This window comes from Rhizobacter sp. P3_C12, assembly GCF_056402735.1.
In genome coordinates this window covers 1-13872 of the sequence record NZ_JBFUGW010000059.1, presented here as the reverse complement: position 1 = coordinate 13872, position 13872 = coordinate 1, and the positions used below count along the sequence as shown (strand labels likewise).

14 protein-coding genes are annotated in these 13872 nt (G+C 70.7%); 9 read left to right on the top strand and 5 right to left on the bottom strand.

Annotated elements, in window-relative coordinates; translation table 11 throughout:
* Nucleotides 1-6: 6 nt before the first annotated feature.
* Genes AC1DXV_RS12105 through AC1DXV_RS12095 form a run of 3 tightly spaced genes read right to left on the bottom strand, consistent with a single transcriptional unit; the run spans nucleotide 7 to nucleotide 3238 of the window.
* On the bottom strand, nucleotides 7-627 hold the full coding sequence (locus AC1DXV_RS12105) for a DUF6928 family protein (RefSeq protein WP_477868036.1): 621 nt from the start codon (nucleotides 625-627) through the stop codon (nucleotides 7-9).
* Between the two features lie 16 nt (nucleotides 628-643).
* Complete coding sequence (locus AC1DXV_RS12100; RefSeq protein WP_477933749.1) at nucleotides 644-1564, bottom strand: YncE family protein; 921 nt, start codon at nucleotides 1562-1564, stop codon at nucleotides 644-646.
* A gap of 54 nt (nucleotides 1565-1618) precedes the next feature.
* A complete protein-coding gene (locus AC1DXV_RS12095; RefSeq protein ID WP_477933747.1) occupies nucleotides 1619-3238 on the bottom strand; it encodes a GGDEF domain-containing protein in 1620 nt (539 codons plus the stop codon).
* Between the two features lie 162 nt (nucleotides 3239-3400).
* On the opposite strand from AC1DXV_RS12095, the gene AC1DXV_RS12090 reads away from it, so the two are divergent.
* The 9 genes from AC1DXV_RS12090 (at nucleotide 3401) to AC1DXV_RS12050 (ending at nucleotide 12487) form a co-directional block, all read left to right on the top strand.
* Nucleotides 3401-5035: an FAD-binding oxidoreductase gene (locus AC1DXV_RS12090; RefSeq protein ID WP_477873589.1), complete on the top strand. Its 1635-nt coding sequence runs from the start codon at nucleotides 3401-3403 to the stop codon at nucleotides 5033-5035.
* Between the two features lie 158 nt (nucleotides 5036-5193).
* The gene (locus AC1DXV_RS12085; protein WP_477933745.1) at nucleotides 5194-6429 is read left to right on the top strand and encodes an efflux RND transporter periplasmic adaptor subunit; all 1236 of its coding nucleotides are present in this window, start codon (nucleotides 5194-5196) and stop codon (nucleotides 6427-6429) included.
* 37 nt (nucleotides 6430-6466) lie between these two features.
* Nucleotides 6467-7159 carry an ABC transporter ATP-binding protein gene (locus AC1DXV_RS12080; RefSeq protein ID WP_477933743.1) on the top strand — a complete coding sequence of 231 codons (693 nt, stop codon included), beginning with the start codon at nucleotides 6467-6469 and terminating at the stop codon, nucleotides 7157-7159.
* Nucleotides 7156-8322 (top strand): ABC transporter permease, encoded by a 1167-nt coding sequence (locus tag AC1DXV_RS12075; protein WP_477869775.1) that lies wholly within the window; start codon nucleotides 7156-7158, stop codon nucleotides 8320-8322. Before AC1DXV_RS12080 ends, AC1DXV_RS12075 begins: the two co-directional genes overlap by 4 nt.
* A gap of 13 nt (nucleotides 8323-8335) precedes the next feature.
* Nucleotides 8336-9652, top strand: coding sequence for an ABC transporter permease (locus AC1DXV_RS12070; RefSeq protein WP_477933741.1), 1317 nt, complete (start codon nucleotides 8336-8338; stop codon nucleotides 9650-9652).
* 25 nt (nucleotides 9653-9677) lie between these two features.
* Nucleotides 9678-10121 (top strand): YeeE/YedE family protein, encoded by a 444-nt coding sequence (locus AC1DXV_RS12065; RefSeq protein WP_477869771.1) that lies wholly within the window; start codon nucleotides 9678-9680, stop codon nucleotides 10119-10121.
* A gap of 11 nt (nucleotides 10122-10132) precedes the next feature.
* Nucleotides 10133-10546: a DUF6691 family protein gene (locus AC1DXV_RS12060; protein ID WP_477869769.1), complete on the top strand. Its 414-nt coding sequence runs from the start codon at nucleotides 10133-10135 to the stop codon at nucleotides 10544-10546.
* Between the two features lie 14 nt (nucleotides 10547-10560).
* On the top strand, nucleotides 10561-11637 hold the full coding sequence (locus AC1DXV_RS12055) for an MBL fold metallo-hydrolase (RefSeq protein WP_477869777.1): 1077 nt from the start codon (nucleotides 10561-10563) through the stop codon (nucleotides 11635-11637).
* Nucleotides 11638-11662: 25 nt separating this feature from the next.
* The gene (locus tag AC1DXV_RS12050) at nucleotides 11663-12487 is read left to right on the top strand and encodes a class I SAM-dependent methyltransferase (protein ID WP_477933739.1); all 825 of its coding nucleotides are present in this window, start codon (nucleotides 11663-11665) and stop codon (nucleotides 12485-12487) included.
* Between the two features lie 21 nt (nucleotides 12488-12508).
* On the opposite strand, the gene AC1DXV_RS12045 is transcribed toward AC1DXV_RS12050, so the two are convergent.
* The gene (locus AC1DXV_RS12045; protein WP_477873847.1) at nucleotides 12509-12775 is read right to left on the bottom strand and encodes a hypothetical protein; all 267 of its coding nucleotides are present in this window, start codon (nucleotides 12773-12775) and stop codon (nucleotides 12509-12511) included.
* Between the two features lie 34 nt (nucleotides 12776-12809).
* Nucleotides 12810-13872: glycoside hydrolase family 5 protein (locus AC1DXV_RS12040; protein ID WP_477933737.1), on the bottom strand; the 1063-nt coding region annotated here is incomplete at its 5' end.

The window sequence follows — 13872 nt, the reverse complement described above, 5'->3', positions numbered from 1 at the left end:
ATTCATTCAATCACGCCGGTAGCGCATCAGCGGCACCGATTCGGGCTCGTCCAGCGTCGCGTCGAAGATGCCTTCGAGCTGGTAGCCGAAGAACTCGGACAGGGCCGCCTCCGCCAGTTCGAGCGGATGGAACGGAAAGGGGTACGGCGGCTCGTCCTCATCGACGTCCACCGGGTGCTCTCCGTTCCAGAACGGCAGCTCGAAGGCCATCTTCGGTCCGATGTTCTCGAGGATGCCGTCGTCCGGCGTCAGGCTGAGCGAGCGTTCGAGCGTGCCGCCGCGCCAGACGGCGAACGCGAACCAGTCGACGACGCTGTGCATCGCATGCAGCACCACGGTGCGCGACCCGGCCGCCTGCAGGAACCGCTGCGGCAGCTGGCTCGGGTGATCGATCGCGAACTCGTGCGCCGCGATGATCGTGACGCCCGGAAAGCAGCCGATGAGCAGCTGCTCGTCAGGCGGGTTGGTGGACGCGAGATCGGCGTCGCTCAACGCTTCCAGCGGCTCCTGCGGAAACAGCGCCTGTGCCAGCAGATCCGTGGCGGTGCGGTCCAGCACCGGCCGGGCGGCCAGCACCGCGCGTGCGTCGGCCTCCAGGAAGGCCAGCATCCATGTCTTTGCGCCCATGCGCTGCCTTCGCCTCTCAGCGGAACGCCACGCCGCCCAGCGTCGAGCCCGCCGACGTGATCGTGGTGGCGTTCGCGCTGTCGCCGCTGATCGTGCTGGCGTTCTCGAACACGTACGCGGTCGCGAGCACGCTCGCGTACAGGCGGTTGTTCGCCGGGTCGACCGTCACGTACTGGATGCCGGGCACCGGCAGCGTCGCGACGATCGTGGCATTGGCGGTGCTCGCCTGCGTGATGACGCGCAGCGTGTTGTCGGTCGAGTTGGCGAGGTAGAGCACGTCGCGCTGCGAATCGATCGCGATCGAGGTGCCGCCGACCGGCAGTGCCGGCAGCGTGGCGATCTGCTGGCCGGTCGCGAGGGCGAGCCGGGACTGGCCGGCGTAGATGATGCCGCGCGTGAAGTCGAAGGTCGGCTGCAGGAGGCCGTTGAACGCCTGGTTTCGATCCGGCGTCGGCGTGCCGGTCAAGGTGGCGGCGTTCTTGTAGGCCAGCAGCGTGTTGTCGGCCTGGCGGTTCGTCGAGATGTACAGCGTGCCGGTGGCGCGGTCGAGCGTCAGCCAGTTCGCGCGCAGCACGTCGGCCGGCAGCTTGAACGAGCGCACGAGCGCGGCACCGGCCGAGCCGCGGCTCGCCGAGCCGTAGACCGACACGCTGACCTGCCCGGCGGCGACCGTCGCGCCGTACAGCTCGTCGCGCACCGGGTCGTACTGCAGGTTGTCGCCCGAGAAGGAGGCGAACGCGAAGGTGTCGATCCTGGCGTTGCCGACGGCCGGCGACAGCGTCGACAGCGCGCCGACGACGGCCCGCGCCTTGTCGGGCACGAACAGCACCTTGGCAGCGTTGTCGTCCGACGAGCCGTCGGAATCTCCGCCGCCGCAGGCGGTCAGGCTGGTCAGCAGCACGGCCAGCGCGCTGGCAAGGAAAGGGCGTCGTGTCATGGGGGAGGTTGAAAAAGGGGTCAGGGAAACAGGACCTTCCGGGGCCCTGTCGGCTCAGGCGTGCGTCGACTCGGTCGGCTTCACGCTGTACATCGATGCATCGCTGCGGTGCAGCGCGGACTCGATCGTATCGCCCTCGTGCGCCTCGCCGAGCCCGAGGCTCACCGACAGCCGCAGGCCCGGTGCGATCGACTCCCAGTCGAAGCCCGACACCGCGGCGCGGATGCGCTCGCACACCGGCCGCGCCTCGTCCTCGGTGGTGTCCGGGAACAGGATCACGAACTCGTCGCCGGCCCAGCGCGCCGGCAGGTCGCCGTCGCGCACCTGCGAGGCCATCAGCGCGGCCACCGTCTTCAGCACCCGGTCGCCGACGCTGTGCGTGAAGCGGTCGTTGACCGACTTGAACTTGTCGACGTCGACCATCGCGACCGTCAACGGGCGCTGCTCCGCCTGCAGCGCGTGCAGCCGCTGCGCCAGCTGCTGCTCGAGGTGCCGCCGGTTCGCGAGGCCGGTCAGCGCGTCTTCGAGCGACCAGCGTTCGAACTGCTTCGACACCACCAGCGCCTGCTGCAGGTGGCGTTCGCTCTGGCGTGCGCCGAGCTGCCAGGCCACCATCGATTCGCGGCTGCTCATGCCCTCGGTCACCACGCGCTGCTCGCGGCGGCGCAGCGCCCGGTGCTCGCGCTGCGCCAGCGCATGCTTGCCCTGCAACTCGAAGACCTGCGCCAGCACCAGATGCGCGCGGCAGGCGAGCTGCTCGTGCTCGACGGCCAGCGCCATCTCGCGCATCTCGATCAGCTCGCGCTCGGCCGTCTCCCAGTCGCGCTGTGCCAGCGCCAGCTCGGCGGCGCACCAGCGCACGAACGAGTCCAGCCAGGTCATCGTGCCGGTCAGCGAGCGCGCCGCGGCGTCGATCGCCGGCCGGGCCGCGGCGACATCGCCCTGCCAGGCGGCCAGCAGGCCCGAGGACGCGAGCGAGATCGTCTTCGCCATCGCCTGCAGCCCCGGCAGCACCGCCAGGCCGTTGCCGGCGCGTTCGAGCTCGTGGCATTCGCGCATCAGGCCTTCCATGCGCACGAGGCTGCCGATGCGCCCGGTCTGGTAGCGCACGTCGAGCAGGCGCGAGGCCTCGATCCACACCTGGTTCAGGCGCGGCTGGTAGATGCTGACCGGCGGCATGCAGCGTTGCGCGGCGTGGATCGCGAGTTCGAGCGAGGCATCGCCGCGGTCGTGGTCGCCGCTCCACGAGCAGGCGAGGCCCAGGCAGTTGTGCGCGAGCACGGTCTGGGCCTGCGGCGGCAGCTTGTCGCACAGCCGAACGCACAACAGCGCGGCCTCGACCGACTCGGCGTTGCGGCCGAGCAGCATGCAGGCATGGGCGAGGGTGGTGAGCGCATTGGCCTCGCCCTGCGCGTCGCCGAGCCGCTCGAAGAGCTGCGCGGCGCGCCGGCTGGTCTCGGCGGCACGCCGCAGGCGGGAGCTGACGCGGTCGCAATGGGCCAGGCACGACAGCGCGCGGGCTTCGACGTGCAGGTCGGTGTCCTGCGCGTTCTTCAGCACGCCCTGCACGATGTGGCGCGCCGCCTGCACGTGGCCGTCGTCCAGCGCGGCATAGGCCGCAGCCAGGGCTTCGTCGGGAGACGGCAGGAGTCGGGTGGACGCGTCGGCAGCCATGTGCTTGATGGAGGGGGTCGTGCCCCGTGCGGTGCCCAGTGAGTGCGGGGTCGATGCTAGCGGAAACGGCGCCGCATTCAATGTGCGAACTTCCTCGAAAGCTCGTCTTGCAACGGTCCCGGGCATCGCCTACCCTGCCGCGTCCTCACAGGGAGCCATTGGATGTCTCTTCAACGCAACCGCAAGCTCGTGCGCGACCAGGCGCTGTTCCGGCACTGGGAGGGGCTCTCCGCCAATGCCTTCGACACGATCCCGCTGCAGCAGCTGAAGGATGCGCAGGCCGCGCTGCAGGGCCACATCGTGCTGCCGGACAACCCCGACTACAACGCCGACCGCCAGCTCTTCAACCCGGTGTTCAACGCGTACCCGGTGGCGATCGTCTACTGCGCCGTCGAGAGCGACGTGGCGATCGCGCTGAAGCTCGCGCAGGACGTGATCCTGCCGTTCACCGTGCGCTCCGGCGGCCACTGCACCGCCGGCTTCTCGGCCGGCTACGGCGTGCTGATCGACGTGAGCGAGCTGAACGAGGTCACGATCGACGCCGCGGCGCAGGTCGCCACCGTCGGCACCGGCTGCCCGTTCAGCAAGCTCGACCTGGCGCTCGACCAGACCGGCCTGCACGTGCCGGGCGGCGAATGCCAGGACGTCTGCATCGGCGGCTACCTGCAGGGCGGCGGCTACGGCTTCACGTCGGTCACCTTCGGGATGAACTGCGACAACGTGATCGACATGCGGGTGATGCTGGCCAACGGGCGCGTCGTCACCGCGAGCCCGGTCGCCAACACCGACCTGTGGTGGGCGATGCGCGGCGGCACCGGCGGCAACTTCGGCGTGCTGCTCTCGGTGCGCTACCAGCTGCGTCCGCTCGGCGACGTGTTCGGCTGGGCGCTGATCTGGCCGCTGCAGACGCCGGCCGATTTCCAGAACGCCACCGGCGCGCTGATGGCCTTGCAGTCGGGCTACATGCTCGCGGCGCTGCCGCAGGCGCTGAACATCCAGGTGTCGCTGTGCTGGCAGCCCGGCACGCAGGGCGGGCTGCCGCTCGAGCCGCAGCAGCCCTACCTGATGGTGCGCGGGCTGTATGTCGGATCGCAGGCCGACGGCCAGGCCGCGATCCAGCCGCTGTGCGACCTGCCGGGCGCCATCACGCAATGGACCGCGATGGACAGCTACTACAACCTCAACAAGGCCTTGCTCGACCAGCCCTACGGCATGCCCTGCCTGGCGCCGGACAGCCCGATGCCGTTCGAGGACAAGGCCTCGCGCTACGTCACGCGCCCGCTCACGCCCGCGGAATGGCTCGGGCTGCTGCAGTACTTCGTCACCGCACCGAACGAGCTGACCTACTTCTACATGGAGTTCTACGGCGGCGCGATCAACGAGGTGCCGCCGCAGGCGAATGCCTTCGTGCACCGCAGCTCGGCCTTCAACGCGGTGCTCGACGTGTTCTGGTTCGACGACGCGCACAAGCAGGCGTCGCAGGATTTCCTGGTCGGCTGGATGAACCTGATGGCGCCGATGTGGAACGGCGAGATCTACCAGAACTACCCGCGGCCGGACCAGCCCGCCTACGGCCCGGCCTACTGGGCCGATGCGCAGGCCGGGCTGTACGCGGTGAAGCTGAAGTACGACCCGACGCACGCCTTCCGCTTTGCGCAGGAGGTGGGGCCGCTGATGTCGCCGGGCGGCGGCATCGGGCCGGTGATCGAGCTGCCGGCCTGGCTGCAGCAGTGGTTGCAGCAGCCGATCGTGTACGACGCGCGCTGGACGGCGTCGCAGCTGCAGCCGTACCAGTGAGCCGCCGTTCGCGCTGAGCCTGTCGAAGCGCCAGCTCGCATGCCACCAGGCTTCGACAGGCTCAGCCCGAACGGAGTTTGGGGTAGCTGGTCTGCTGAGTCTCGACAATAATCGCCGGCTGTTTGCAGACCGGGGGATGCGACATCGACGCGAATCTGTTGAACGAGCTGCGGATCGACCACCGCGAACGCGAGGACGAAGGTGGCGGCGTGCCGCGCTGGGTCTGGGCGGTGCTGGCCACGGTGATCGTGCTGGCGCTGGTCGGCGGGGCCGCCTGGTGGTTCCTCGGCGGCCGGCCGATCGCGGTGAAGACCGCGGCCGCCACTGCCCCGCGTGCCGGTGGCGGGGCCGGCGCCATCCTGCAGGCCACCGGCTACATCACCGCGCGCCGCCAGGCCACCGTCTCCACCCAACTGACAGGCACGCTGACCGAGGTGCTGATCGAGGAGGGCGACCGCGTCGAGAAGGGCCAGGTGCTCGCGCGCCTCGAAGACGGTGCGGTGCGCGCGACGCTGAACGTTGCACGCGCCAACCTGGCGTCCACCCACGCCCAGGTGGCGCAGGCCCGGGCGCAGYTGGCCCAGGCGGCGGCCGATGCGCGGCGCCAGGACGAACTCTCGGCCAGCGGCATGACGACGAAGCAGGGCGCCGAGCAGGCCCGCACCGCGCTGGCCAGCGCCACCGCGATGCTCGAGGCGCGCCAGCGCGAATCCGACGCGGCGCGCGCCCAGGTAGCGCAGGCCCAGGTCAACTTCGACTACACGACGGTGCGGGCGCCGTTCGCCGGCATCATCACCGTGAAGGCCGCGCAGGTCGGCGAGATCGTCTCGCCGCTGTCGGCCGGCGGCGGCTTCACGCGCACCGGCGTCGGCACCATCGTCGACATGAATTCGCTCGAGGTCGATGTCGACGTCAGCGAGGCCTACATCGGCCAGGTGAAACCGGGCATGCCGGTCGAGGCGGTGCTCGATGCCTACCCCGACTGGCGCGTGCCGGCCCACGTGATCGCGATCGTGCCGTCGGCCGATCGCGGCAAGGCGACAGTCAAGGTGCGTGTCGGCTTCGAACAGAAAGACGCCCGCATGGTGCCCGACATGGGCGTGCGCGTGTCCTTCCTCAGCGCGAAGCCGGCCGCAGCCGCCGATGGCGCGCCGCCGCCCGTGCCCAAGGGCGTGCTGGTGCCGCCGCAGGCGCTGGTGCAGCGCGACGGCGGCACGGTGGTGTTCGTCGTCGCCGACGGCCGCGCGCAGCAGCGCAGCGTGAAGCCGGCGGCGGGCGACATCGGCGGCCAGAAGCTGCTGCCCGACGCTGTCAAGGCCGGCGAGCGCGTCGTCGTGTCGCCGCCGGATGCGCTGAAGGACGGTGCGGCCGTGCGGGCCGACGACACCGAGTGACCTGCATTTCAACAAGACGGAACCCACAGGAGAACCCATGGCCCAGCTGATCGAGATCCGCGACCTGTCGAAGGTGTACGAGCGTGGCCGCCAGAAGGTCGAGGTGCTGCACCACATCCACCTCGATGTCGACCAGGGCGACTTCGTCGCGCTGATGGGCCCGTCGGGCTCGGGCAAGACGACGCTGCTGAACCTGATCGGCGGGCTCGATGCGCCGACCGGCGGCAGCATCAGCGTCGGCGGCCAGCGCATCGACCAGCTGAAATCGGCGGCGCTCGCGAAATGGCGGGCCTCGCGGGTCGGCTTCGTGTTCCAGTTCTACAACCTGATGCCGATGCTGTCGGCGCAGCGCAACGTCGAGCTGCCGCTGCTGCTGACCAAGCTGTCGGCCGCCGAGCGCAAGAAGCGCGCGGCGATCGCGCTGCAGCTGGTGGGCCTGGCCGACCGCGCGTCGCACAAGCCGACCGAGCTGTCCGGTGGCCAGCAGCAGCGGGTGTCGATCGCGCGCGCGATCGTCTCCGACCCGATGCTGCTGGTGTGCGACGAACCCACCGGCGACCTCGACCGCCAGTCGGCCGAGGACGTGCTGGGCCTGCTGCGCGTGCTGAACCGCGACCACGGCAAGACCATCGTGATGGTGACCCACGACCCGAAGGCCGCCGAGTACGCGCACCGCACGCACCACCTGGACAAGGGCAGCCTGGTCGGGCAGCCCGAGCTGGCCGTATGAAGTACCTCCACCTCGTCTGGGCCTCGCTGTTCCGGCGCAAGACGCGCACGGTGCTGACGCTGGTCTCGATCATCGCGGCCTTCCTGCTGTTCGGGCTGCTCGATGCCGTGCGCACCTCGTTCTCGCAGGCCGGGCAGAGCGCCAACGGCGCGGCGCGGCTGCAGACTGGCTCGAAGCTGTCGTTCATCCAGACGCTGCCGCTGTCGCTCACGCAGCAGATCGAGCGCGTCGACGGCGTGAAGGCGGTGGCCTACGCCAACTGGTTCGGCGGCGCCTATCAAGACCCGCACAACCAGGTGTTCAGCTTCGCGGTGGCGCCCAACTACCTCGACCTGTTCCCCGAAGTCGCGGTGACCGAAGCCGAACGCAAGGCTTTCAACAGCACGCGCACCGGTGCGTTGGTCGGCGAGAAGCTCGCGCAGCGCTTCGGCTGGAAGGTCGGCGACCGGGTGCCGCTGCAGTCGAACATCTTCCCCGACCGCTCGGGCAGCAAGAACTGGCAGTTCGACATCGTCGGCATCCTGCATGCCACCGACAAGAAGACCGGCGGCTTCTTCGACCAGATGTTCCTGCTGAACTGGAAGTACTTCGACGAGACCACGCCTTACAACCAGGGCGCGGCCGGCTGGTACGTGACGCGCGTGACCGACGTGAACCAGGCCGACCGCGTCGCGAAGGCGATCGACGCGCTGTCGGCCAACTCCGACCACGAGACGCGCACGCAGACCGAGCAGGCGGCCACCGCGTCGTGGATGAAGCAGCTGGCCGACATCGGGCTGATCGTCAGCTCGATCATGGGCGCGGTGTTCTTCACGCTGCTGCTGCTGTCGGGCAACACGATGATGCAGGCGGTGCGCGAGCGCACCAGCGAGATCGCGGTGCTGAAGACGATCGGCTTCTCCGGCCGCAGCGTGCTCGCGATGGTGCTCGCCGAATCGGTGCTGCTGCTGGTGCTGGGCGGGCTGATCGGGCTGGGCATCGCGACGCTGGTCATCCCGGCGGTCAGCGCCGGCAGCGGCGGCATGCTGAACCTGCCGTCGGTCGGCGCGAGCAGCTGGGTGCTCGGCCTCGCGCTGATGGCCGGCATCGGCATCGTCGTCGGCGCGCTGCCGGCCTGGAACGCGATGCGCCTGAACATCGTCGATGCCCTCGCGGGCCGCTGAACGGGAGATGCGCGTGAACTGGTTGATCAATGTGGGCTTGGTGGTTCTTCTGGCGGCGGTGCTGGCGGCGTGGGTGATGCTGCCGTGGCCGGGCGCGCTGGCGCTGGCGGTGCTGCTGGCCGGCTGGCTGCTGCTGACGCGGCGCGGCCGGCAGACGCTGTCGGTGGCCAATGTCGGCATCAGCACGCTGACGCAGCGGCTGGGCGCCTCGGGCGTGATCGTGGTCGGCATCGCCGGCGTGGTCGGCGTGCTGGTCTCGCTGCTGTCGATGGCCGAGGGCTATGCCGAGACGCTGCGCCGCACCGGCGGCACCGACAGCGTGATCGTGATGCGCGGCGGCTCGGCCTCGGAGGTGTCGTCGGTGCTGACGCGCGACAGCATCGCGCTGATCCAGCAGGCCGACGGCATCGCGCGCAACGACAAGGGCGAGCCGCTGGCCTCCGAAGAGCTGGTCGTGGCGGCCAACCTGCCGGTGAAGGGCGGCGCGCCCGATGAAACGGGCAGCGTGCAGCTGCGCGGCGTCGGCGAGCGGGCCTGGGCGGTGCGGCCGCAGGCGAAKATCGTCGCCGGCAAGGCCTTCGGGCCAGGTTTGCGCGAGCTGGTGGTGGGGCAGGGCGCGGCGCGCCAGTTCGCCGGGCTGGTGCCGGGCAGCACGGTGCGGCTGGGCGCGCAGACCTGGACGGTGGCCGGCGTGTTCGCGACCGGCGATGCGCTCGAATCCGAGATCTGGGCCGACGGCAACGTGGTCGCCGACACCTACCGCCGCGCCGCCAGCCGCACCTCGGTGACGGCGCGGCTGGCCGATCCGCAGGCCTTCAAGACGCTGAAGGCGGCGCTCGAATCGAACCCGCAGCTGCAGGTCGACGTGACGACGACGCTCGACTACTTCAGCAAGCAGTCCGAAGGCGTGACCAAGGTGCTGCGCATCATCGGCATCACGGTGGGCACGATCATGGCGATCGGTGCGATGTTCGGCGCGCTGAACACGATGTTCGCCGCGGTGGCGGCACGGGCGCGCGAGATCGCGACACTGCGCGCGATCGGCTTCTCCGGCGTGCCGGTGGTGGTGGCGGTGATGCTGGAGACGATGCTGCTCGCGCTGATGGGCGGCGTGCTCGGCGGGCTGCTGGCGTGGCTGATCTTCGACGGCTATGGGGCGTCGACGATGGCCGCCGGCTCGGTCGGCAAGCTGAGCTTTGCGCTGCGGGTGTCGCCGGAGCTGCTGTGGACGGGGCTCAAGTGGGCGCTGGCCATCGGCTTCATCGGCGGGCTGTTCCCGGCGGTGCGCGCGGCGCGGCTGCCGGTGACGACGGCGTTGCGCGAGCTGTGAGCCGGGTGCGGCATCGCGTTCTCGCATGAACATCGACTGGAACAGCTTCACCCCGTGGGCCTCGCTGGCCGGCGGCCTGGGCATCGGGCTGGCGACCGCCCTTTACCTGCTCGGCAACGGCCGCATCGCCGGCATTGCCGGCATCGTCGGGGCGCCGTGGCGGGCGCTGCTGGCGCGTGCGCCGCTGAAGGCGCATCGCGGCTCGCTCGCCTTCATCGGCGGCCTGCTGCTCGCGCCCTGGGCCTGGCGGCTGTGGGCGCCGTGGCCCGCTGTCTCGGTCGATGTCGGGCCCGGCGCGTTGATCGCGGCCGGCCTGCTGGTGGGCATCGGCGTGCGCCTGGGCAACGGCTGCACCAGCGGGCATGGCGTGTGCGGGTTGAGTCGCCTGTCGCTGCGCTCGCTGGTCAACGTGCTGGCCTTCATGGGTGCCGGCTTCGCCACCGTGTTCGTGCTGCGGCACCTCTTCTGAAGGCGGCGCCGATGGGATCCTTCATCGCGCTGCTGAGTGGCCTGGTCTTCGGCCTCGGGCTGATCGCCGGCGGCATGACCGATCCGGCCAAGGTCAAGGGCTTTCTCGACCTGGCCGGTGCGTGGAACCCGAGCCTCGCGCTGGTGATGGCCGGCGCGATCGCGGTCGGGCTGCCGGCCTTCGCGATCGCACGGCGCCGCCGCACGGCCTGGTCCGGCGCGGCGATGGACATCCCGGTCAGCACCCGCATCGACGCACGGCTGATCGGCGGCGGCGTGCTGTTCGGCATCGGCTGGGGCCTCGGCGGCTTCTGCCCGGGGCCGGCGCTGGTGGCGCTGGCGCGTGGGTGGTGGCCGGCGGCGGTCTTCGTCGCGGCGATGCTGGCCGGCATGGCGATCCACGACCGCTGGCTTGCCTCCCGCTGAGAGGACGCGCCATGCTGGTCTTTCGCCAACTCTTCGACGCGCCGTCGTCCACCTACACCTACCTGCTCGGCGATGCGGTGGCGGGCGAGGCGGTGCTGATCGACCCGGTCTACGAGCATGTGCGCCGCGACGCCGCCCTGCTGCGCGAACTGGGCCTGCGGCTGGTCGCGACGCTCGACACCCATGTGCATGCCGACCACGTCACCGGCGCGTGGCTGCTGAAACAGCGTCTGGGCAGCCGCATCCTGCTGTCGCAGGCAGCCGGCGTGCGCGAGGCCGACCGGTTGCTGGCGCATGGCGACCGCGTGGCCTTCGGCATGCGCCACCTGCAGGTGCGCGCCACGCCCGGCCACACCGACGGCTGCCTCACCTATGTGCTGGACGACGAACGCATGGCCTTCACCGGCGATGCGCTGCTGATCCGCGGCTGCGGCCGCACTGATTTCCAGCAGGGGAGCGCGGGGCAGCTGTACCGCTCGGTGCAGCAGCAGATCCTGTCGCTGCCGCCGGAGTGCCTGCTGTACCCGGCACATGACTACCGCGGCCTCACCGTGACCAGCGTCGCCGAGGAGCGCCGCTACAACCCGCGCCTGGGCGGCGACGCGAGCCTGGCGGACTTCGAGGGCTACATGACGAACCTGGGCCTGCCGCACCCGAAGCTGATGCAGATCGCGGTGCCGGCCAACCTGCGCTGCGGGCGGCCCGAGAGCGAGGCCGCGCTGCCGCAGGAGCCGACCTGGGCGCCGCTCAGCTTCAGCTTCGGCGGTGTGTGGGAGATCCAGCCGACGGCGCTGGCCGAGCGCCTGGCGGCCGGAGACGTGCAGGTGATCGACGTGCGCGAGCCGGCGGAGTTCGGCGATGGCTTCGGCCACATCCGCGGTGCGCGGCTCATGCCCTTGCCCGAGCTGGTGGCGCGCAGCGGCGAGATCGCGCGCGATCGCCCGGTGGTGGCGGTGTGCCGCTCGGGCACGCGCTCGGCGCAGGCGCTGGTGTTGCTGCAGAAAGCGGGTTTCAATGAGCTGGCCAACCTGGCGGGTGGCATGCTGCGCTGGCACGCCGAAGCCCTGCCGGTGGAGGGTGCAGCGCATTGATCGTTGGCAGCGCAAGGAGAAGCCCATGGACCGACCTGGTTCCGACACGGTGTTCGCCGGCTCGATTCCCGATCTCTACGACACCCAGCTGGTGCCCTTGATCTTCGCGCCGTATGCGGCCGACCTGGCGCACCGCGCGGCGCAGATCGGGCCGGCCAGCGTGCTGGAGACGGCGGCAGGCACCGGCGTCGTCACGCGGGCGCTGGCGGCGGCCCTGCCCGAGGCGGTGGCGCTGGTGGCCACCGACCTGAACCCGCCGATGCTGGCGCGCGCCGCCGCGGTGGGCACGGCCCGGCCGGTGCAATGGCAGCAGGCCGATGCGCTGCAGCTGCCCTTCGACGACGGGCGCTTCGAGCTCGTCGTCTGCCAGTTCGGYGCGATGTTCTTTCCGGACAAGGCACGCGCCTTCGCCGAGGCGCGGCGCGTGCTCAGGCGCGGCGGCACGCTGCTGTTCAACGTGTGGGACCGCATCGAGGCGAACGAGTTCGCCGACACGGTGACGCAGGCGCTCGCCGTGCGCTACCCGCAGGATCCGCCGCGCTTCATGGCGCGCACGCCGCACGGCTACTTCGAGCGCCCGGCGATCGAAGCCGACCTGCGGGCGGGGGGCTGGCGCGAGACGGTGCATCTCGAGACGCTGCCCGCGCGCAGCCGGGCTGCTTCCGCGCACGCGGTGGCACGGGCCTACTGCGAGGGCACGCCGTTGCGCAACGAGATCGAGGCGCGGTCTGCCGGCGACCTGGCCGATGCGACGGCGGCCTGCGCCGACGCGCTGGCCGCGCGCTTCGGGCGGGGTGCGGTGGACGGGCAGATCCAGGCGCACGTCGTCGCGGTGCGCAAGGACGCGTAGCCGGGCTGGTGCGAGCGCGCTTCAGCGCAGCGAGGTCAACCAGTCGCAGCGCAGCCGCCGGGCCCGGTGCAGCCAGCGCCGCAGCGCCACATAGCGCCCGGGCACGAAGAACAGCAGCACGCAGGCGCCGACCACGACCGGCTGGCGCAGCAGCAGCGAGGCCGGCAGCCCCATCCAGCCGATCACCCAGAGCGTCAGCACGGCATCCCAGGTGTGGTACTCGACCGGCTGCAGCTCGCGGTGGCCGACATGCCACTGCTTGACTGCCTGCAATTGGTCGAGCGTCATGATGGGCCCCCGTTGAATCGAAGACTGTAGCCAGTCAGGCCGTCTTGTTCAACGCGAACGAGGCCAACACCGTGTCGGTGACCGTTGAGTTCTCGAACGCCCAGCCGGCTGCGAAGTTGCTCGGCACGCCCCAGCCGTCGTATTGGTAGTAGACGATGTCCAGCCCGGCTGCCTCGGCCAGAGAGATCGCGTCGGCCACCCAGCGGCCACGGTCGGCCGACGGTGCCGCGCGGGTGCAGCCGACCTCGCCCAGCATCATGCGCACCGAGTGCGTGGCGGCGTAGTCGAGCGCCGGCTGCATGTCGATGGCGAGTGCCGCCTTGTTCCACAGCTGCGGCGCGGTGGCGTCGTTGTCGCGCGTGACGCCCGGGTAGCCCACCGTTCCTGCCGCCGGGAAGCCGCCTTCGCCCTGGTGCGTGAAGTAGTGCGGGCCGTAGTGGTGGAAGCTGTAGACCGTCTTCGCGTCGCCGTTGGGCTGCAGATCGGCAAAGTTCTTCTGGTCGCCCCAGACCGGTTCCACGATGACCCAGCGCTCGGCGTCCACATGGCGGATCTGCGCCAGCGCCAATTGGTGCAGCAGGTTCCACGCGTCCTTGGCGACCGCGTGGTTGCCGTTGATCTCTGCCGGCGTGCGGCCTTGCGGTTCGTTCAGCAGGTCGAACACGATGCCCTGCACGCCGGCGTACTGCTGGGCCAGCTCGCCCCAGGCCTCCACGAACTCGGCCTGCGCCGAGGGGTCGGACCACAGCGCGCGGCCGTCGTCGGGCCACACGCCGCGGCTCGGCCAGTTGACGTCGAGCGTGACCGCCAGCACCACATGCATGCGCTTCGACAGGCACCAGTCGATCAGCGTGCCCCATTGCGCGACCGAGGCCTGCAGGCGCGCCGCCAGCGGCTGGCCGGGCAGCAGCGCGGCACCGGTCTTGAAGTCGAACGGCTGGATGAACAGCCGCGCCACGTTGGCGCCGGCCGTCGGCAGCTCGGTCACGTTCTGCCAATGGCCGGCGGTGGTGTCGGTCCAGCCCTGGTCCGGGAAGATGCTGGTGCCGCGCAGGCGGGGCAGCGCGGCCGACAGCGGCGGCAGGCCGGGCGCCGGG

Excerpts from the sequence above, each read along its gene's own strand:
- AC1DXV_RS12105 (WP_477868036.1), bottom strand. The coding sequence starts at position 627 with ATGGGCGCAAAGACATGGATGCTGGCCTTCCTGGAGGCCGACGCACGC.
- AC1DXV_RS12100 (WP_477933749.1), bottom strand. The coding sequence starts at position 1,564 with ATGACACGACGCCCTTTCCTTGCCAGCGCGCTGGCCGTGCTGCTGACC.
- AC1DXV_RS12095 (WP_477933747.1), bottom strand. The coding sequence starts at position 3,238 with ATGGCTGCCGACGCGTCCACCCGACTCCTGCCGTCTCCCGACGAAGCC.
- AC1DXV_RS12090 (WP_477873589.1), top strand. The coding sequence starts at position 3,401 with ATGTCTCTTCAACGCAACCGCAAGCTCGTGCGCGACCAGGCGCTGTTC.
- AC1DXV_RS12080 (WP_477933743.1), top strand. The coding sequence starts at position 6,467 with ATGGCCCAGCTGATCGAGATCCGCGACCTGTCGAAGGTGTACGAGCGT.
- AC1DXV_RS12075 (WP_477869775.1), top strand. The coding sequence starts at position 7,156 with ATGAAGTACCTCCACCTCGTCTGGGCCTCGCTGTTCCGGCGCAAGACG.
- AC1DXV_RS12065 (WP_477869771.1), top strand. The coding sequence starts at position 9,678 with ATGAACATCGACTGGAACAGCTTCACCCCGTGGGCCTCGCTGGCCGGC.
- AC1DXV_RS12060 (WP_477869769.1), top strand. The coding sequence starts at position 10,133 with ATGGGATCCTTCATCGCGCTGCTGAGTGGCCTGGTCTTCGGCCTCGGG.
- AC1DXV_RS12045 (WP_477873847.1), bottom strand. The coding sequence starts at position 12,775 with ATGACGCTCGACCAATTGCAGGCAGTCAAGCAGTGGCATGTCGGCCAC.